Source organism: Streptomyces sp. NPDC053431 (genome assembly GCF_044544925.1).
In the GTDB taxonomy this organism is placed as follows: domain Bacteria; phylum Actinomycetota; class Actinomycetes; order Streptomycetales; family Streptomycetaceae; genus Streptomyces.
Genome location: NZ_JBITXX010000001.1, coordinates 1,048,935 through 1,067,460 on the forward strand (window position 1 = coordinate 1,048,935; position 18,526 = coordinate 1,067,460).

Below are 18,526 nucleotides of genomic sequence, written 5' to 3' on the forward strand. Positions count from 1 at the left end.
ACGTGTGATTGGATACCGGCCACGCTCGTACGTCAAGTAGGGAGGCAGCTTCCTTGCAAGGCCGTACATCACATCAACTCCCCACCACCCTCGCCGAGTTGGCCGAGCGGGCGGCCACCGCCCACCCCGGCCGCGAGGCCCTCGCCGACGGCGAGGTCCGGTGGACCTTTCCCCGGCTCCGCGACGAGATCCACACCGCCGCGCGCGCCGCGATCGCGCACGGCGTCCGCCCCGGCGACCGGGTCGCGATCTGGGCCCCCAACAGCCGCCACTGGATCGCCGCCGCCCTCGGCGCCGTCACCGTCGGCGCCGTCCTCGTCCCCGTCAACACCCGCTACAAGCCCGCCGAGGCCGCCGACATCCTGCGCCGCAGCGGGGCCCGGCTCCTCTTCACCGAACACGACTTCCTCGGCACCGACTACGCCGCCGCCCTGCGCGCCAGCGGTGAGGACCTCGGCGCCCTGCGCGCGACCGTCGCCCTGCACGGACCCGGCTGGGACGCCTACCTCGCCGCCGCGGCCCGCGTCCCCGAGGCCGAACGGGCCGACCGCGCCGCCGCCGTACGCCCCGACGACCTCGCCGACGTCCTCTACACGTCGGGGACCACCGGCCGCTCCAAGGGCGTCATGACCACCCACGCCCAGACCCTCAGCCTGTACTCCACGTGGTCCCGGCTCGTCGGACTGCGGCCCGGCGACCGCTATCTGCTCGTCAACCCGTTCTTCCACACCTTCGGCTACAAGGCCGGCGTCCTCGCCTGCCTCCTCAACGGCGTCACCATGCTCCCCGAACCGGTCTACGACCCCGACCGGATCCTCGCCAGGATGGCCGCCGAGCGCGTCACCTGCCTCATGGGGCCGCCCACCGTCTTCCACGGGCTGCTCCACCATCCGCGGCGCGCCGCGCACGACCTGTCCGCGCTGCGGCTCGCCGGCACGGGCGCCGCCGCCGTGCCCACCGCGCTCGTCGAGGAGATCCGCGGGACCCTCGGGGCGCCCCACGTCTTCACCGCGTACGGGCTCACCGAGTCGGGCGGCGTGGTCTCCGTCTGCCCGCCCGACGCCGACGCCGACACGGTCGCGCACACGGTCGGACCGGCGCTGCCCGGCACCGAGATACGCGTCGTCGCCCCGGACGGGCGGGTCCTCGAGGCCGGCGAGCCCGGCGAGATCCAGGTACGCGGTCCCCATGTCATGCGCGGATACCTGGACGACCCCGCCGCCACGGCGGAGGCCGTCGTCGACGGCGGCTGGCTGCGCACCGGTGACATCGGCGCGCTCGACGGGCGCGGCTACCTCACCGTCACCGACCGGCTCAAGGACATGTACGTCGTCGGCGGCTTCAACGCGTACCCGGCCGAGATCGAGAACGTGCTCCTGCGTCACGAGGCCGTCCTCGACGCGGCCGTCGTGGGCGCGCCCGACGAACGGCTCGGCGAGGTCGGCGTCGCCTTCCTCGTCACCCGCGGGCCCGTCGACGAGGCCGAACTCACCGCCTGGGCACGGGAACGACTCGCCAACTTCAAGGTCCCACGGCGCTATGTCACCGTGCCCGAGCTGCCCCGCAACGCCGGCGGGAAGCTCCTCAAGGGCGAACTGCGGCGCCGGGTGAGGGGAGAGGGCGCGTGAACGCGTTCGCCGACGGGCCGGCGGAACACGGGCGGGAGCGGGGCCGGGAGCACGGTGGGGAGCGGGGCCGGGAGCACGAGCGGGAGCTCGCGGAACTGCGCGCCGCGGTACGGGCGGTCCTCGCCCGTCATGAGGGCGCGCAGGCCTGGGACGCGCTGACCGGGCAGGTGGGCGCGGCGGGGCTCCTGGTGCCCGAGCGGTACGGGGGGCTGGGGTGCGGGCCGGCCGAAGTCGCGGTGGTCGGCGCCGAGCTGGGCCGGTCGCTGAGTCCGCTGCCGTACCTCGGATCGGCCGTGCTGGCCGTCACCGCGCTGATCGCCTCGGGGGACGAGGAGGGCCGCGACCGGCTGCTCCCGGCGCTCGCGGACGGGTCCGCCGTCGGCGCGCTCGCCTGGGCGGAGGAGCGGGACGACGGGGGCGACCCCTGGTCGCCGGGGGCGATCCGCACCGTCGCCGAGCCCGGGGACGCGGCCGGCTCCGCCGGGCCGTGGCTGCTCACCGGGCGCAAGGAGTACGTCCTGGTCGGGGACGGACGCCCCGACGTCCTGCTCGCCTTCGCCCGCGAGCGCGGCGACGGCCGGCTCGGCGTCTACGAACTCACGGGAGCGGAAGCCGGGTTCGGCATCGTGCCCACCCTCGACCGGACCCGGCCGCTGGGACGGGTCGTGCTGAGGCGGGCGCCCGCCCGGCGGCTCGGCGACGTGGACGGGGAGACCGTGCTCGGGCGGGTACGGGACGCCGGGGCCGTCGCCCTCGCCGCCGAGCAGGTGGGCGGGGCCGAGCAGGCGCTCGCCGAGACCGTCGCCCACGTCCGGCAACGGGTGCAGTTCGGCCGGGTCATCGGGTCCTTCCAGGCGGTCCGGCACCGGCTCGCCGACCTGTACGCGGCGGTGGCCTCCGCCCGCGCGCTGACCTCGGAGGCCGCCCGCGCCGAACCGCACGAGCTGTCCCTGCTCGCCGCCGCCGCCCGGTCGGCCGCCTCCGAGGCGTACCAGGAGGTCGCGGCCGAGACGGTCCAGCTGCACGGCGGGATCGGCATCACCTGGGAGCACGTGGCCCACGACCACCTCAAGCGGGCGCATGGCGCCGCGTGGCTGCTGGGGGCGCCGGCCGGGTACCGCGGCCGTATCGCGGCCGGGCTCGGCCTTCCCGTACCCTCGGCAGCCGGTACGCGATGAGGGAGGGGAGCTGTCCGTGGCCCTGAGTCTGCGCAAGGTCGAGGAGTCCGCGCCCGGGCTGGTCAACCTCTTCAAGACCGCCGGGGATTCGCTCCGCCGACAGGGGATCGACGGGCAGCGGGTCGCCGTGTACCTCGTCGTCGACTACTCGGGCTCGATGAAGCCGTACTACGCGAACGGCACCGTCCAGGCCCTGGCCGACCGGGTGCTCGGGCTCTCCGCGCAGCTCGACGACGACGGCCGGGTGCCGGTCGTCTTCTTCTCCACGGACGTGGACGCCGAGACGGACATCGTGCTCGGCGAGCACGAGGGACGGATCGACCGGATCGTCGCCGGGCTGGGCCACATGGGGAAGACCAGCTACCACCTGGCCATGGACGCGGTCATCGACCACTACCTCGACAGCGGAACGGACGCGCCCGCCCTCGTCGTCTTCCAGACCGACGGCGGGCCGATCAACAAGCTCGCCGCCGAGCGGTACGTGTGCAAGGCGGCCCGGCTGCCGCTCTTCTGGCAGTTCGTCGGCTTCGGCGACCCGGGCAGCCGGCAGTTCGAGTTCCTGCGCCGGCTGGACGAGCTGGCGGTGCCGGCGAGGCGGCCGGTCGACAACTCCGGCTTCTTCCACGCCGGGCAGGACCCGCGGCGGGTGCCGGACGCGGAGCTGTACGACCGGCTCGTGGCCGACTTCCCCGCCTGGCTCGCCGCCGCCCGGGCCCAGGGCATCGTCCGCACCTGACCGCCCGGGCCGGCGCGGCGGCCCGAGAGCCGTGGGAAACCGGTGGTGACGGGTGTGCGATGCGGGCGATAGTGACGGCATGACTTCTCTTGTGCGCCACGTCACCATCGACTGCTCCGACGCCTACCGCCTCGCCACCTTCTGGGCCCAGGTCCTGGACTCCCGGGTCTCCGACGACGACAAGCCCGGTGACCCGGAGGCGCTGGTCGAGTCGGCGGGCGCGTGCCTGCTCTTCATCCAGGTCCCGGAGAAGAAGTCGGTGAAGAACCGCGTCCACCTCGACCTCCAGCCGCAGGACCGCACGCGCGACGAGGAGGTCGAGCGGATCCTCGCGCTCGGCGCCTCCCTCTTCGACGACCAGCGCCGGCCGGACGGCACGGGCTGGGTGACGCTCGCCGACCCCGAGGGCAACGAGTTCTGCGTCGAGCGCAGCAAGGCCGAGCGCGCGGAGTAATCCGGACGGAGGTTGTCGGGTATCCGGTGTCTCCTGGAACCATGGCAGACACCGGAACCACCCCCTGGGCCGCCTTCGAGGCCGCCGAGCCCGATTTCGCCGCCACCGTGCGCGAACGCTTCGGGCAGTACACCCACCACGCCCTCGCCACCCTCCGCAAGGACGGCTCGCCGCGGCTCAGCGGCATCGAGGCGGACTTCCGGTCCGGCGAACTGTGGCTCGGCATGATGCCGAACTCGCTCAAGGCCCGGGACGTCCGCCGCGACCCCCGCTTCGCGCTGCTCGCCAACCCCGGCGAGGGCACCGGCATGGGCGGCGGCGACGTCCGGGTCTCCGGGCACGCGGTCGAGATCACCGATCCGGAGACCCTCTCCTGGTACGCGGGGGAGGCCGGCGAGCCCCAGCCCTTCCATCTCTTCCGGGTCGAACTGACCGAGGTGGTGCGGACCGCGGTGGAGGGCGAGGAGCTCGTCCTGCGGACCTGGGTCCCCGGCCGGCCGGTGCGGACCCTCCGGCGCGGCAACGACGAGGCGCCGCCCCGGGAGTCCTGACCGGGCTCACCCCGTCGGGTCGAGCACCCGCGCCCGGCACCAGGACGGGCTGCCCCAGGCGTCGCGCAGCGGGCGGGCCTTGCGGAGCCAGAGCGAGAGGTCCAGTTCCTCGGTGTAGCCGACGGCACCGTGGATCTGCAGGGCGGTGGCCGCCGCCGCGTGGGCCGCCTCGCCGGCGGTGACCTTGGCGGCCGCGAGATCGCCGCTCTCGAGGGTGAGCGCCGCTCCGAAGAGCAGGGGCCGGGCGAACTCCAGGCCGATCAGCGTGTCCGCGAGGCGGTGCTTGACCGCCTGGAAGGAGCCGATCGGCGCGCCGAACTGCGTGCGCTGCCTGGCGTACGCCACCGTCCGGTCGAGGAGCGCGCGCCCCACGCCGAGCGCCTGCGCGGCGGTCGCGAGGAGGGCCCAGTGCCGGGCCACCCGTGCGGCGGCGGTCACGGCCGGGCCGGCCGCCAGGAGCTCCCCGCCCAGGGCCGGGCGGGCCAGCCGGCGAGCCGGGTCGGCGGACCCGCGCACCTCCCCGTGCCCGGGGGCCAGGCGCAGCTCCTCGCCCTCGACGGCGAACACGAGGTCGGCGGTGTCGGCGTCCAGGGCGTACGGGGAGACCTCGGCCAGCGCCAGGGTCGCCGGCGTCACGCCCGCGACCATGCCCGGCAGGAAGCGTTCGGCCGGCGCGGTCTCGCCGCGGGCGGCCAGCTCGGAGAGCAGGGCCGTCGCCGCCACCGTCTCCACCAGGGGGCCGGGGACGGCATGGCGGCCCGACTCGACGAAGGCGTGGGCGAGTTCGACGGGCAGCGGGCCCACCCCCTGGTACGCCTCGGGGGCCGCGAGCGCGAACACCCCGGCCTCCCCGAGCCGGGTCCACAGGGCGCGCCCGGGGCCGGGGTCGCCCGCGGCCCACGCCCGTGCCGCCGCCGGGGTGCCGGCGGCGGTCAGCATGGCGTCCAGGGAGCGCGCGAAGGCGCGTTGCTCGTCGGTGGGCAGGAAACGCATCAGCGGCGGCCCTTCGGGAGGCCGAGCAGACGCTCGGCGATGATGTCGCGCTGGATCTCGTTGGTGCCCGCGTAGATCGGCCCGGCGAGCGAGAAGACATGGCCCTCGGCCCATTCGGTGTCGGCCAGCTCGCCGTCGGCGCCGAGCAGGTCGAGCGCCGTCTCGTGCAGCGCGATGTCGTACGTCGACCAGAACACCTTGTTGAGGCTGGACTCGGCCCCCACGGTCTCCCCGGCCGCGAAGCGGGCGGCCCCGGCGGCCGTGAACAGCTGGTAGGCGCGCGCCCCGGTCACCGCGTCGGCCACCCGGTCGCGCAGCGCCGTGTCCGACGGGTCCGCGTGCTCCCGCCACTGCCGTACGAGGCGGTCGGCGGCGGCCAGGAAGCGGCCGGGGGAGCGGAGGGTGAGCCCCCGCTCGTTGCCGGTGGTGGACATGGCGATCCGCCAGCCCTGCCCGGGCTCGCCGATGACGTCCTCGTCCGGCACGAAGACCTCGTCGAGGAACAGCTCGGCGAAGGCCGGCTTCCCGTCCAGCCGCCCGACGGGCCGGACGGTCACGCCGGGTGCGCGGAGGTCGAACATCAGGTACGTCAGGCCCCGGTGCGGCCGCCCCTCCGCCGCCGGGGCCGGGTCGGTGCGGAAGATGCCGAAGGCCCGGTCGGCGAAGGCCGCCCGCGAGGACCAGGTCTTCTGCCCGGACAGCAGCCAGCCGCCCTCGGTGCGCACGGCCCGCGAGGTGAGCGAGGCGAGGTCGGAGCCGGCCTCCGGCTCGGACCAGGCCTGCGCCCAGATCGTCTCGCCGGTCGCCATCGACGGCAGGACGCGGGCCCGCTGCTCCTCGGTGGCGTGGTCGAAGAGGGTGGGGGCCAGCAGGTTGATGCCGTTCTGCGAGACCCGGCCGGGCGCCCCGGCCGCGTAGTACTCCTCCTCGAAGACCAGCCAGCGGAAGATGTCGACGCCCCGGCCGCCGTACGGCTCGGGCCAGGACACCACCGACCAGCGGTCGGCGGCGAGTTCGGCCTCCCAGGCGCGGTGGGCGGCGAAGCCCTTCTCGGTCTCCAGGGAGGGCAGCGGCTCGGCCGGCACGTGGGCGCGCAGCCAGGCGCGGGCCTCGGCCCGGAACTCCTCCTCCGCCGCGGAAGGGGTCAGATCCATCAGCGCACCGCCTCCTTCATCGACGTGACGTCCATCCCGCCGAGCGGGTCCGCCGCCGTCTCGGCGTTGTGCGCGTGGGCGAGGTGGTGCAGGCCGAAGACGGAGTCCAGGCCGGAGTGCAGGCCCTGGAGGTCCTCGGCCTGGTTCACCGCCCGCTTGGTCAGGGCGAGTCCGAACTGCGGCATCTCGGCGATGCGCAGGGCCAGCCGGTCCGTCTCCCGCGCCAGTTCGTGCCGGGGCACGAGCCGGTTGACCATGCCCAGCTCGTACGCGCGGGCGGCCGGCATCCGGTCGCCCGTGTAGAGGAACTCCTTGGCGATCCGCGGGGGCAGCACCCACGGGTGCGCGAAGTACTCGACGCCCGGGATGCCCATCCGGACCACCGGGTCCGCGAAGAAGGCGTCCTCGCTCGCCACGATCAGGTCGCAGACCCAGGCGAGCATCAACCCGCCGGCCACGCAGGCCCCCTGGACCGAGGCGAGCACCGGCTTCGGGAGTTCGCGCCAGCGCCGGCACATGCCCAGGTAGACCTCCGACTCGCGGGCGAAGCGCGACTCGGCGCCCCGCCGCTCCGAGTGGTCCCACCACAGGCCGGCCCGGCGTTCGAAGGGCAGGTGCGCATCGCGTTCGGGGGTGCCGATGTCGTGCCCCGCGGAGAAGTGCTCGCCCGCCCCGGCGAGCACCACGACCCTCACCTCCGGGTCCTCGGCGGCCCGGTAGAAGGCGGCGTCCAGGGCGTACGTCATCCCCGAGTTCTGGGCGTTGCGGTAGCGGGGGCGGTTCATCGTCACGTACGCGACCGGACCGCGCCGCTCGTACAGGACGGGATCGTCGGACAATGTCTCATCCTTCCCTAACAAGTGTTTGGTAGGTTACCGTGCAGCCCATGAGCAGCGCCATGAGCAGCGTCGAGGAGTTCCGCACCGAGATACGCGACTGGCTCACGGTCCGCCTGGACGGGGAGTTCGCCGGGCTGAAGGGCCTGGGCGGACCGGGCCGCGAGCACGAGGCCTTCGCCGAACGGCTCGCCTGGGAACGGCACATGGCCGCCCACGGTTGGACCTGCGTCGGCTGGCCCGAGGAGTACGGCGGGCGCGGCGCGAGCATCGAGGAGCGGATCGCCTTCCACGAGGAGTACGCCCTCGCCGACGCCCCCGCCCGGGTCAACCACATCGGGGAACAGCTCCTCGGTCCCACCCTCATCGACCACGGCACCGAGGAGCAGAAGGCCCGCTTCCTGCCCGCCATCCGGGCCGTCGACGAGCTCTGGTGCCAGGGCTACAGCGAGCCCGAGGCCGGGTCCGACCTGGCCGCCGTCCGCACCCGCGCCGTCCGCGAGGGCGACGAGTGGGTCGTGCACGGCCAGAAGATCTGGACCTCACTCGCCCACGAGTCCCAGTGGTGCTTCGTCATCGCCCGCACCGAGCCCCGGGCGCCCGGCGCCCGTCCGCACGCCGGACTCTCCTACCTGCTCGTCCCGCTCGACCAGCCCGGCGTCGAGATCCGGCCCATCGTGCAGCTCACCGGCACCAGCGAGTTCAACGAGGTCTTCTTCGACGGCGCCCGCACCCCGGCGAGCCATGTCGTCGGCGCCCCCGGCGACGGCTGGCGCGTCGCCATGGCCACCCTCGGCTACGAGCGCGGTGTCTCCACCCTCGGCCAGCAGGTCGGCTTCCGCCGCGAGCTGGAAGCCCTCGTCGCCCTCGCCCGGGCCAACGGCGCCGCCGCCGACCCGCTCATCCGCGACCGGCTCGTCCGCGCCTGGATCGGCCTGCGCACCCTGCGCGCCAACGCCCTGGCCGGCGCCGAACCCTCCATGGCCAAGCTCTACTGGTCCCACTGGCACCGCGACCTCGGCGAGCTCGCCATGGACATCCGCGGCGCCGCCGGCACCCTCGCCGCCGGCGAGCCGTACGAACTCGACGACTGGCAGCGCCTGTTCCTCTTCTCCCGCGCCGACACCATCTACGCCGGGTCCAGCGAGATCCAGCGGAACATCATCGCCGAGCGGGTGCTCGGCCTCCCGAAGGAGCCCCGCGCATGAGCACCGCACCGCCGTACGTGCCCGGGCACGGCCTGCTCGCCGGCCGCACCGCCGTCGTCACCGCCGCCGCCGGCGCCGGCATCGGCGGCGCCACCGCCCGCCGGCTCCTGGAGGAGGGGGCCAGGGTCCTCGTCAGCGACGCCCACGCCCGCCGCCTCAAGGAGACCGAGGAGGCGCTCGCCGCCGAGTTCGGCGCCGACAAGGTCGCCGCCCAGCCCTGCGACGTCACCGACGAGGGCCAGGTCCGGGCCCTCCACGACACCGCGATCCGGCTCCACGGCGGCCTCGACGTCCTCGTCCACAACGCCGGGCTCGGCGGCACCGCCGAGCTCGCCGACATGACCGACGAGCAGTGGAACCGCGTCCTCGACGTCACCCTCAACGGCACCTTCCGCTGCACCCGCGCCGCCCTCCGTCACTTCCGGGACAGCGGGACCACCGGCGTCGTCGTCAACAACGCCTCCGTCGTCGGCTGGCGCGCCCAGGCCGGACAGGCCCACTACGCCGCCGCCAAGGCCGGAGTGATGGCCCTGACCCGCTGCGCCGCGATCGAGGCCGCCGCCTACGGCGTCCGCGTGAACGCCGTCGCCCCCTCCCTCGCCATGCACCCCCACCTGGTCAAGGTCACCTCCGCCGAGCTCCTGGAGGAGCTGACCGCGCGCGAGGCCTTCGGGCGGTACGCCGAGCCGTGGGAGGTCGCCAACGTCATCGTCTTCCTGGCCAGCGGCTACTCCTCGTACATGACCGGGGAGACGGTCTCGGTCAGCAGCCAGCATCCCTAGGACCAGAATGGAAGCGTGCCAACGACCAAGAAGAAGACGCAGGTGACCGCCTCTCCCGAGAGGCGCAGGGAACTCCTCGACACGGCGGCCGAGGTCTTCGCCGCGCAGGGCTACAACGCCACCACCGTCCGCAAGATCGCGGACGAGGCGGGCATGCTCGCCGGCAGCCTCTACTACCACTTCGATTCCAAGGAATCGATGCTCGACGAGATCCTCTCCACCTTCCTGAACGAGCTGTGGGACGGCTACGACGCCGTGCTCGCCGCCGGGCTCGGCCCCAGGGAGACCATCGAGGCCCTCGTCACCGAGTCCTTCCGGGAGATCGACCGGCACCGCGCCGCCGTCGCGATCTACCAGAAGGAGGCCCGTCACCTCGCCGACCAGCCCCGCTTCCACTACCTCGCCGACTCCCAGGTCAAGTTCGAGAAGGCCTGGCTCGGCACCCTGGAGCGCGGAGTGGGGTCCGGCGCCTTCCGCGCCGACCTCGACATCCGGCTCACCTACCGGTTCGTGCGCGACACCGTCTGGGTCGCCGCGTCCTGGTACCGCCCCGGCGGACAGCACAGCCCCGAGGAGATCGCCCGTCAGTACCTGTCGATGGTGCTCGACGGGATCGCCGTACGCGTTCCCTAGCCAGCTCGCACCGACACACAGGAGGAGTCGTCATGGCCGAGGCCTACATCGTCGAAGCGGTCCGCACCCCGGTGGGCCGCCGCAAGGGCGGACTCGGCGCCGTCCATCCGGCGGACCTCGGCGCCCATGTCCTGAAGGCGCTCGTCGAGCGGACCGGCGTCGACCCCGCGGCGGTCGAGGACGTCGTCTTCGGCTGCCTCGACACCGTCGGGCCGCAGGCCGGCGACATCGCCCGTACCTGCTGGCTCGCGGCCGGACTGCCCGAGGAGGTCCCCGGCGTCACCGTCGACCGCCAGTGCGGCTCCTCCCAGCAGGCGGTCCACTTCGCCGCCCAGGGCGTGCTCTCCGGCACCCAGGACCTGGTCGTCGCCGGCGGCACCCAGAACATGACCATGATCCCCATCGCCTTCGCCTCCCGGCAGGCCGCCGAACCGCTCGGCCTCACCCAGGGCCCGTACGCCGGATCCGAGGGCTGGCGGGCCCGGTACGGGGACGCGCCGGTCAACCAGTTCCACGGCGCCGAGCTCATCGCCGCCAAATGGGGCATCACCCGGCGCGACCAGGAGGAGTTCGCGCTCCGCTCGCACCGGCGGGCCCTCCGCGCCATCGACGAGGGCCGCTTCACGCGCGAGACCGTCCCCTACGGCGACGTCGCCGTCGACGAGGGCCCGCGCCGCGACACCAGCCTGGAGAAGATGGCCGGCCTCCAGCCCGTCGTCGAGGGCGGCACCATCACCGCCGCCTGCTCCTCCCAGGTCTCGGACGGCGCCGCCGCGATGCTGATCGCCAGCGAGCGCGCGGTGCGCGAGCACGGGCTCACCCCCCGGGCCCGCGTCCACCACCTGTCGGTGCGCGGCGAGGACCCGATCCGGATGCTGTCCGCGCCGATACCGGCGACCGCGCACGCCCTGAAGAAGACCGGGATGACCATCGACGACATCGACCTCGTCGAGATCAACGAGGCCTTCGCCCCGGTCGTCCTCGCCTGGCTCAAGGAGACCGGCGCCGACCCGGACCGCGTCAACGTCAACGGCGGCGCCATCGCCCTCGGCCACCCCCTCGGCGCGACCGGCGTGAAGCTGATGACGACCCTGCTGCACGAACTGGAGCGCACCGGCGGCCGCTACGGGCTGCAGACGATGTGCGAGGGCGGCGGGCAGGCGAACGTGACGATCATCGAACGGCTGTGACCGGCGACGACCGCGACCGGAGACCGTCCGCGGCGGGGCCGGTCAGCGAACGGCGGTGAGGCCCCGGCCGGCCTCGTCCCATCGGGCGAGCAGCTCCCGTGCCACGGCATGGCTCCCCGCGGCGAGCACCGGGGAGCCGAAGCCGTAGTCCGCCCCGTCCCCGCCGAGGACCGCCAGACCGCGGTCCCGGACCAGCGGGACCCCCGCCGCCACGTCCCAGGGCTTGGGACCGATGCACAGGCACGCGTCGATCCAGCCCTCGGCGACACCGACCAGGTCCAGGCTCATCGAGCCCTGCAGCCGCAGCCGGTAGGCCTCGTCGTACAGCAGCGCCAGCAGGGCCCGAGCCCGCGGATCGCCCGCGCCCGTGCCGGTCAGCCCGACGACCGCGCGGGAAAGCTCCCGTACGGCCTCGGGCGCCTCGGCGGCCCGGCCGTCCGCGGACCCGCCACCGGCGGTCCAGCGGCGGCCCAGCGCCGGGGCGTCGACCACCCCGAGCCGCGGTACCCCGTCCTCCGCGTACGCCAGCGAGATGCCGTACAGCGGCGCGCCGCGGGTGAAGTTCATCGTCCCGTCGACGGGGTCGAGCAGCCAGCACCGGTCCGGCAACGGGCCGCCGGCGAAGCCCTCCTCGCCGACGACCGGGACGCCCGGGGTCCGGCGGCGCAGGAACTCCGCGATCCGGCGCTCGATCTCCACGTCGGCGTCGGTGACCTCCTCGCCCGAGGGCTTGTGCCGGGTGCGGGCCCAGGCCGCGTCCGCCCCGGCCAGCCACCGCGCCCCCAGATCGACGGCCTCGCCCGCCACGGCGAGGAGTTCGCGGTCCGGCGTCACCGCGGGCTCAGCGTCCTCTCCTCCACGATCTCCGCATGGGCTCCGTTCTCGCCCATCACGTAGCAGCTGAAGCGGTCGAAGACCCAGGTCCCCGGCACGTCCACCCGCTCGGGCGCCGACCGGACCAGCTCCTGGGCCACCGCCTCCTCCGCGCGCCCCAGGGTGATGTGGGGCGCGTACGCGGGGCCGGTGTAGCGGTACCCGTACCGCTCGAAGCTCTCCCGCTCGTCCTCCGTGAAGCGAGAGACGTCCTTGGACGGGTCGAACGCCGACCGGTCCAGATGCGGCGCCAGCGCCGCCAGCGTCGACTGCTGGATCTTCTCCAGCAGCGGGGGCCGCTCCAGCGCGAGGAACACCCAGCCGGTGGGCTGGTACACGACGCCCCGCGAGGCCAGGGCGATCCGCTCCGGCGCGTCCGCGCCGGCGACGATCCGGTCGAGCTCCGCCGCCGGGTCGAGGGAGTCGAGGAACGGCCCCTGGAACACCGTGACATGGGGCAGATTGCCGTCCGGGCTCAGCGGCGGGCGCAACTCGTGGTCGCCGCCCACCTCCCGCTGGAGGCGAATCGCGGCGGTGCGGTGTTCCGCGCTGGGCAGCAGGGCGATGCCGAGCCATCTCGTCACGGCTGAGCTCCAATCTTCGTGATCACGTGCAGTGCGGCGTCGAGGCCACGGCGCAGGCAGGACGCCGGGGCCTCCCCGCTCAACCAGGCCGCGAGGAAACCCGCGTCGAACGCGTCGCCGCCCCCGGTCCGGTCCACCGGATCGACCGCCACGGTGGGTTCGGTGACGACCGTGCCGTCCGGCGACGCCCACAGCGCGCCCTTCGGCCCCAGGGTCAGGATCACATGACCGGCCAGCGAAGCGGCGTACCGGCGGGCCGTGCCCTCGGGGTCGCCGGGCACCGCGTCCGGCAGCCGGGCGGCCTCGTCCGCGTTCATGAGGTTCAGCGCCCCCCGCCCGAGGGAGGCCCCCATGTCCCGGCCGTTCCACTCCACGGAGACGGAGCGGCCCGCCTCCCGCGCGAGCGACACCAGCCGGGCCAGGGACGGCCGGGGCTCCCCGACGACGTGGACGTGGTCCACCTCGCGGACGTCGTCCGCGGTGACCGCGGCGATCGCCGCGTCACGGTCGGCCCCGCGGAAGGTCATCATCCGCTTGCCCCCGTCGGCGGCGAGGACGATCGCCATGCCCGTCCGCGCGCCGGGCTGGACGCGGATCAGCCCGGTGCCGACCCCGCCCGCCCGCAGGTCGTCGAGGCACACCCGGCCCAGCAGGTCGTCGCCCACGGCCGACACCAGCCGCACCTCGCAGCCCTGCCGGGCCAGCCCGAGCGCCGTGTTGGCGGCGGAGCCGCCCGGCTGGGCGCTGTACTCGCCGCCGCGCAGCTTCTCGTGCTCCTCGGGCAGCCGCCCGGCCCGCACGATGATGTCGAAGTTGGTGCCCCCGGCCACGAGGACACGACGGGGCCGGGTCACGGGCGCCCCAGCCGGTAGCTCTCGAACAGGACGTGCCGTACCAGCCGTTCCCTGCTCTCCGCGGTGCTCTGCAGCGGGAACGAGGCGTGCGTGACCAGGTCGCGGACCAGTTCCTCGAACCGCGCCTCGTCCGAACTCAGGTCGTGGAAGGACCGCATGAACTCCTGGTGCAGGCGCTCGGGGGACACCTTGAGCTCCTCCAGCCAGGCGCGGTTGGCGAACAGCACGTTCGAGGCCGCGGAGCGCAGCTGCGCCTGGGCGTCCGCGGGCAGCATCTCGGAGTTCAGCAGCTCGAAGTACGCGTCGTCCTCCCGGGCGTGCATCCGCAGGTTCTGCCCCCCGACCGCCAGCACGTCCCCGTTGAGGTGGAACAGCTCCAGGCCCAGGTGGTGCGGCACGTCGAGGATGCGCACCCCCCGCTCGGCCAGCCCTTCCTCGTCCGTCGAGAACGCCCGCAGGATGTTGTCGAACATGTCGCTGTGCTTCGGCACCGCGATCGTCGCCCCGGCGGGGTCCCGCAGGAACTCCTCGGCCGTGGTGCGCCCCCAGCGCCCGTCCCGGGCGGCCAGGAGGTAGAAGTTGCGGCCGCCCATGGAGTAGCCGACGTTGCCGATGGTGACGACCTGGGAGGCGACCTCCTCGTCCGTCTCCCTCATGCGCAGCAGCCGCTGCTCGTTGTAGACGGCGAGGTCCAGCAGGCCCCGTGCGACGTCGGTGATCAGGCTGTCCGACCAGGGCATCTGCACCTGCACGACGCGGTGGCGGCGCCGGCCGAGGAGTTCGTCGAAGCCACAGCCCAGCAGCACCGCCTTCACCACGATCAGCGTGGAGTCGGCGAGGCGGGTCGTCCCCGTCCGGTGCTGGAGCGCGGACAGCTCGTGCTGGGCCTCGTCCTCCGCCAGCGACGCGGTGGTCCTGCCGTACCAGACCGCCAGCTGGGTCAGCGCGTTGAGGCACGGCTGGATGTCCTCGGCGGAGATCTCCTCGCCCGCGGTGTCCTGCGCGTGGCTGCCGAAGTTGCCGTAGTTCTGGATGGTCCGCACGGCGAGCACGACCTTCGGCGGGACCAGGCCCTTCGCCGTGAGGGTCGTCAATAAGGACTCCAGGGTCGGCTTGGAGCCGACGGCTTGCTGCATGGCGATATCCAACAGGATCGACTCCGCCGCCCTTCGTGCAGTGCTGAGGAAGACCTCCGGGTCCGCCTCGGCGTAACGCAAAGCCTTCCGGTACAACCGGATCGGCTCCCCCTCGTTCAACGTCACGTCGTCCGTGTCCTCTTCACTGTTTTTCGCGGAAGCTACCAGGGCCGGCGGGCGCCCCGCCAGGCACTTCTCCGCCTCGTCCGGCTACCGCCGGTCCCCGCTCAGCGAGGCCAGGACGATGCGGCCGTAGCGGGTGGCGAAGGCGCCGACGGTGGCCACCAGGGCCGCGCCGAGACCGATCAGCAGGTGCGCCGGGCTGTCGTCGCCGAGGACCTGCAGCACGCCCAGGGCCGTGCTGAGCGGCAGGCCGAGGATCGTCAGCACGCCCAGCGCGCCCGCGATCTGCTGGTTGTCCTGCGTCTGCACGAGCCGGCTGTAGTCGGCGGCCTCGGCGAGGATCTCCGCGAACCGGTCGGAGAGCCGGTACTGCGCCTGGAAGGCGAGGAGCAGCTCGTTCGCGGGGCCGTGCGCGGTCAGGTGCTGCCGCCAGTACGTGCTGCGGAAGGCGGCGATGTGGCGTTCCAGGGCGGTGACCCGGCGGGCCAGCCGCCGGCCCTCGAAGACGTTCGACAGACCCTCGGTGAGCTCGTCGATGTGGTCGCGCTGGATGGTGCCGAGCAGGATCGCGTCCAGGTACACGGTCCGGCAGTGGAGCGCCGCGAACTCGTAGAAGTCCCCGTCGCCCGTGTCGGGACGATGACCCAGGAACGCCGCGCCGTGCCGCAGCACCAGCGCGCTCCAGTCCGCCGAGACGCGCACCGTGTCGGCGGTCTGCACGGGGAACTGCTCCGGCGCGGACGGGAAGTCCGCGTCGGCGGAGCGGGACGCGAGCGACCACAGCCAGCCGTCGGCGGAGGCCGGCAGACGCCCGTCGACCCGCACCGCGCTCGTGTGCTCGGGGCGCGGGGTGAAGAAGGCGACGGTGTAAGGGCGCGCTATCGCGAAGGGGCCCGCGGCGGTCATCGGGACCGCGATGCCGGCGAGCAGCACGGCCGGGTCGAGCGGGCCGTCGAGCGGATCGGGACCGGCCGTGGGCCGGTGCCCGATGGCCCGCAGGGTCGTCAGCAGCGACGGGCCCTTCACCTCGAAGTGCAGGACGGCCAGGGCGTGCTGCGGATGCTGCGCGGTGGCGGTGTGCAGGATCTCCATCGCCTGCAGCGTGAGATCGCCGTGCGCGACCGAGGCGAACGTGTGCCAGCGGCAGGGACGCTCGGGAGTGCCGTACAGCGCGCGGGCGGCCGCGGGGGTGAAGTACGTCTGCCGCGTCGCCGCGTCGGTCGTGCGGGCGCCGAGCCGGAGCGGCAGCGGGCCGGTCTCCCACGGGGGCGCGGCCGGCAGCCGTACGGGGAAGACGACCGTGACGGACTGCCGGACTCCGGTTGCGGTGCTGAGATCGGTACTCAACGGCGGCGACTCTCCAGAGGCTCATGGACGAGGGCTTCGGGGGGCGCAGAAAGAGTAACCACAGTTCGGGGGCGATGCGTTGGGATGCGGGGACAGGGCCGCAGGAGAGGGTGGGCGGCCCGGACGCGGTCCCGCGACGGTCCCGGCGGCGGCTCGTACGGCGTGCCCGGACGGCGGTCCGACGGCGGTCCGACGGCGGCCCGTACGGCGGTCCCGGCGGCGGCCTCGACGGCGGGCCGGGACGGCGGCCCGGGACGGCGGGCCGCCGGCGCTCGGGCGCGGTCAGCCGACGAGCCGCTCCCGGAGTCCCGCCAGGGTCCGCAGGTCCAGGCCGAGGCCGTCGGTGACGTAGCGGTAGAGGCTGCCGTAGCCGGTGCGGACCTCGGCGAGGGCCGCGTCCAGGTACTCCTGGCGCACCTCCTGGAGCGGGATGATCAGGTCCGGGTTCTGCATCAGCCCGGCCTGCTTCAGGCCCTCCCGCACCCGGGCGTCGTACGCGGCCCGGAAGGTGTTGGACGCCAGGTAGTCCCCGGTGGCCGAGCCTTCCGGCACGCCGACGAGGGTGAGCAGCAGCCAGCTCGCCCAGCCCGTACGGTCCTTGCCCGAGGTGCAGTGGAAGAGCGTGGGACCCGTGCCCGGCGTGGCGAGTTCGCGCAGGGTGGTGCCGAACTGCTGCCGGTTGGCCGCGTCCGTGACGAAGGTGCGGTACACCTCGGTCATGAAGGCCGCCGCCCGGCCGCCGCCCAGCATCTGCTCCTGCCTGACCGGGTCGCGCGAGCCGATCGCGGCGAGCAGCGTCCCGTACAGGCCGTTGTCGGTGACCGTCCGGGAGACCGGCAGGACCCCGGCCGGCAGCCGGTCCGCGCCGTCGGACCGCACCTCCAGCGGGATCCGGAAGTCGATCGCGCGGGCGAGGCCGAGCCCGCCGAGCGTCGTCAGGTCGGCGTCCGTCAGCTTGGCCAGGTGGTCGCCGCGGTAGGCCAGGCCGTGGCGGACCCGGGCTCCGTCGTACGTGAGGTACCCGCCCAGGTCACGGACGTTGACCGCGCCCTGCAGCGGGATCTGCCGGAGGGCTTCCGCGGTGCGGACGCGTGGCCCGGCCAGGACGGGTGGGGCGGCGACCGCCAGCAGAGCGGTGGCGCCGGCGGTGCTCAGCAGTGCGCGTCTCGACAGAGACATGGGCTGACTCCCTACGTGGATGGAAGGGTACGGAGCACGTGCGCGGCCTCGGACATGATCCGGGCGACGAGTTCCTCGCAGCTGGGCAGGTCCTCGATCACCCCCGCGACCTGTCCGGAGGCCATGACGCCGAGGTCGGTGCGGCCCTCGACCATGGAAGCCTTCAGGAGCATCGGGGTGTTGGCGGCGAGCAGGACCTGGCTCCAGGACAGGTCCTTGCCGTGGCGCATCGCGAGACCGTCGCGGACCATCGCCGCCCAGGACAGGCCGGAGAGCCTCCGGAAGCCGGCGGCCCGGCGCACGGCCTGCGCCAGCCCGCTGACCCGGCCGGCCCTCTCCAGCGCGGCGACCATCTCGGTGCGCAGCATCCGGTGCGGCAGCCCGTCGACGGCGGTCGTGACGGTGACGTCCCTGACCGTCGCCGCCAGGTACTTCGCCTTGACGGCGTCGGGGACGGTCGAGTCGGAGGTGAGCAGGAAGCGGGTGCCCATCGCGACGCCCGCCGCCCCGTAGGCCAGCGCGGCGACCAGACCGCGCCCGTCGTGGAAGCCGCCGGCCGCGATCACCGGGATGTCGACGGCGTCGACCACCTGCGGCAGCAGGACGGTCGTCGCCACCTCGCCGGTGTGCCCGCCGCCCTCGCCGCCCTGCACGACCACCGCGTCGGCGCCCCAGGCGGCGACCTTCTCGGCGTGCCGGCGCGCCCCGACGGAGGGGATGACGACGACGCCGGCGTCCTTCAGCTCGGCGATCAGCTCGCGGGAGGGCGCGAGGGCGAAGGAGGCGACTCGGACGCCCTCGTCGACGATGATCCTCACCCGCTCGCGGGCGTCGCCCGCGTCGGCCCGCAGGTTCACGCCGAAGGGGCGGTCGGTGCGGGACCGCACCTCCCGGACGGCGGAGCGCAGCTGGTCCACGGTCATGGTGGCGGAGGCGAGGACGCCGAGGGCGCCCGCGTTCGCGGTGGCCGAGACGAGCCGGGGCCCGGCCACCCAGCCCATGCCGGTCTGCACGATCGGGTGCGCGACGCCGACGAGCTTCGTGAGCGCGGTCTCCATGGCGGGGATCCGCGGCACCGGGGCCCCCG

At 74.1% G+C, this 18,526-nt stretch carries 19 protein-coding genes; 9 read left to right on the plus strand and 10 right to left on the minus strand.

What is annotated here, in order from left to right; all coding sequences use genetic code 11:
- Window positions 1-53 precede the first annotated feature (53 nt).
- From ACIGXE_RS04645 to ACIGXE_RS04665, 5 genes are all read left to right on the plus strand, one after another.
- Window positions 54-1,628, plus strand: coding sequence for a FadD3 family acyl-CoA ligase (locus ACIGXE_RS04645; protein WP_399742940.1), 1,575 nt, complete (start codon window positions 54-56; stop codon window positions 1,626-1,628).
- Complete coding sequence (locus tag ACIGXE_RS04650; protein ID WP_399742943.1) at window positions 1,625-2,806, plus strand: acyl-CoA dehydrogenase family protein; 1,182 nt, start codon at window positions 1,625-1,627, stop codon at window positions 2,804-2,806. The genes ACIGXE_RS04645 and ACIGXE_RS04650 overlap by 4 nt, the downstream gene beginning before the upstream one ends.
- Window positions 2,807-2,822: 16 nt before the next feature.
- A complete protein-coding gene (locus tag ACIGXE_RS04655) occupies window positions 2,823-3,542 on the plus strand; it encodes a VWA domain-containing protein (protein ID WP_399742946.1) in 720 nt (239 codons plus the stop codon).
- Window positions 3,543-3,621: 79 nt separating this feature from the next.
- Window positions 3,622-3,996, plus strand: coding sequence for a VOC family protein (locus tag ACIGXE_RS04660; RefSeq protein WP_399742949.1), 375 nt, complete (start codon window positions 3,622-3,624; stop codon window positions 3,994-3,996).
- A 41-nt stretch (window positions 3,997-4,037) separates the two neighbouring features.
- Entirely contained in the window at window positions 4,038-4,547 is a 510-nt protein-coding gene (locus ACIGXE_RS04665) for a pyridoxamine 5'-phosphate oxidase family protein (protein WP_399742952.1), read from the plus strand.
- Window positions 4,548-4,553: 6 nt separating this feature from the next.
- On the opposite strand, the gene ACIGXE_RS04670 is transcribed toward ACIGXE_RS04665, so the two are convergent.
- From ACIGXE_RS04670 to ACIGXE_RS04680, 3 genes are read right to left on the minus strand one after another with little or no spacing between them, the layout of a single operon-like run.
- Window positions 4,554-5,540: an acyl-CoA dehydrogenase family protein gene (locus ACIGXE_RS04670; protein WP_399742955.1), complete on the minus strand. Its 987-nt coding sequence runs from the start codon at window positions 5,538-5,540 to the stop codon at window positions 4,554-4,556.
- On the minus strand, window positions 5,540-6,694 hold the full coding sequence (locus ACIGXE_RS04675) for an acyl-CoA dehydrogenase family protein (protein WP_399742958.1): 1,155 nt from the start codon (window positions 6,692-6,694) through the stop codon (window positions 5,540-5,542). Before ACIGXE_RS04675 ends, ACIGXE_RS04670 begins: the two co-directional genes overlap by 1 nt.
- Complete coding sequence (locus tag ACIGXE_RS04680) at window positions 6,694-7,533, minus strand: enoyl-CoA hydratase (RefSeq protein WP_399742961.1); 840 nt, start codon at window positions 7,531-7,533, stop codon at window positions 6,694-6,696. Before ACIGXE_RS04680 ends, ACIGXE_RS04675 begins: the two co-directional genes overlap by 1 nt.
- Window positions 7,534-7,580: 47 nt before the next feature.
- On the opposite strand from ACIGXE_RS04680, the gene ACIGXE_RS04685 reads away from it, so the two are divergent.
- Genes ACIGXE_RS04685 through ACIGXE_RS04700 form a run of 4 tightly spaced genes read left to right on the plus strand, consistent with a single transcriptional unit; the run spans window position 7,581 to window position 11,343 of the window.
- Window positions 7,581-8,738 carry an acyl-CoA dehydrogenase family protein gene (locus tag ACIGXE_RS04685; protein WP_399742964.1) on the plus strand — a complete coding sequence of 386 codons (1,158 nt, stop codon included), beginning with the start codon at window positions 7,581-7,583 and terminating at the stop codon, window positions 8,736-8,738.
- A complete protein-coding gene (locus tag ACIGXE_RS04690; protein WP_399742967.1) occupies window positions 8,735-9,520 on the plus strand; it encodes an SDR family oxidoreductase in 786 nt (261 codons plus the stop codon). Before ACIGXE_RS04685 ends, ACIGXE_RS04690 begins: the two co-directional genes overlap by 4 nt.
- A 15-nt stretch (window positions 9,521-9,535) precedes the next feature.
- Entirely contained in the window at window positions 9,536-10,153 is a 618-nt protein-coding gene (locus ACIGXE_RS04695) for a TetR/AcrR family transcriptional regulator (RefSeq protein ID WP_399742970.1), read from the plus strand.
- 32 nt (window positions 10,154-10,185) lie between these two features.
- Window positions 10,186-11,343, plus strand: coding sequence for an acetyl-CoA C-acetyltransferase (locus ACIGXE_RS04700; RefSeq protein ID WP_399742973.1), 1,158 nt, complete (start codon window positions 10,186-10,188; stop codon window positions 11,341-11,343).
- A gap of 42 nt (window positions 11,344-11,385) precedes the next feature.
- Here the strand turns inward: ACIGXE_RS04700 and ACIGXE_RS04705 are convergent, their stop codons facing one another.
- From ACIGXE_RS04705 to ACIGXE_RS04735, 7 genes are all read right to left on the minus strand, one after another.
- On the minus strand, window positions 11,386-12,177 hold the full coding sequence (locus tag ACIGXE_RS04705) for an inositol monophosphatase family protein (RefSeq protein ID WP_399742976.1): 792 nt from the start codon (window positions 12,175-12,177) through the stop codon (window positions 11,386-11,388).
- Window positions 12,174-12,800 (minus strand): 2'-5' RNA ligase family protein, encoded by a 627-nt coding sequence (locus tag ACIGXE_RS04710; RefSeq protein ID WP_399742979.1) that lies wholly within the window; start codon window positions 12,798-12,800, stop codon window positions 12,174-12,176. Before ACIGXE_RS04710 ends, ACIGXE_RS04705 begins: the two co-directional genes overlap by 4 nt.
- Window positions 12,797-13,654: a carbohydrate kinase family protein gene (locus ACIGXE_RS04715; RefSeq protein ID WP_399742982.1), complete on the minus strand. Its 858-nt coding sequence runs from the start codon at window positions 13,652-13,654 to the stop codon at window positions 12,797-12,799. Before ACIGXE_RS04715 ends, ACIGXE_RS04710 begins: the two co-directional genes overlap by 4 nt.
- Window positions 13,651-14,916, minus strand: coding sequence for a DUF4145 domain-containing protein (locus tag ACIGXE_RS04720; RefSeq protein ID WP_399742985.1), 1,266 nt, complete (start codon window positions 14,914-14,916; stop codon window positions 13,651-13,653). Before ACIGXE_RS04720 ends, ACIGXE_RS04715 begins: the two co-directional genes overlap by 4 nt.
- Window positions 14,917-15,000: 84 nt before the next feature.
- Window positions 15,001-16,260, minus strand: a complete 1,260-nt coding sequence (locus tag ACIGXE_RS04725) for a hypothetical protein (protein ID WP_399742988.1) — start codon at window positions 16,258-16,260, stop codon at window positions 15,001-15,003.
- A 282-nt stretch (window positions 16,261-16,542) separates the two neighbouring features.
- Window positions 16,543-17,439, minus strand: coding sequence for a tyrosine-protein phosphatase (locus ACIGXE_RS04730; RefSeq protein ID WP_399742991.1), 897 nt, complete (start codon window positions 17,437-17,439; stop codon window positions 16,543-16,545).
- An 11-nt stretch (window positions 17,440-17,450) separates the two neighbouring features.
- Window positions 17,451-18,497 (minus strand): NAD(P)H-dependent flavin oxidoreductase, encoded by a 1,047-nt coding sequence (locus ACIGXE_RS04735; RefSeq protein WP_399743772.1) that lies wholly within the window; start codon window positions 18,495-18,497, stop codon window positions 17,451-17,453.
- Window positions 18,498-18,526: the final 29 nt, after the last annotated feature.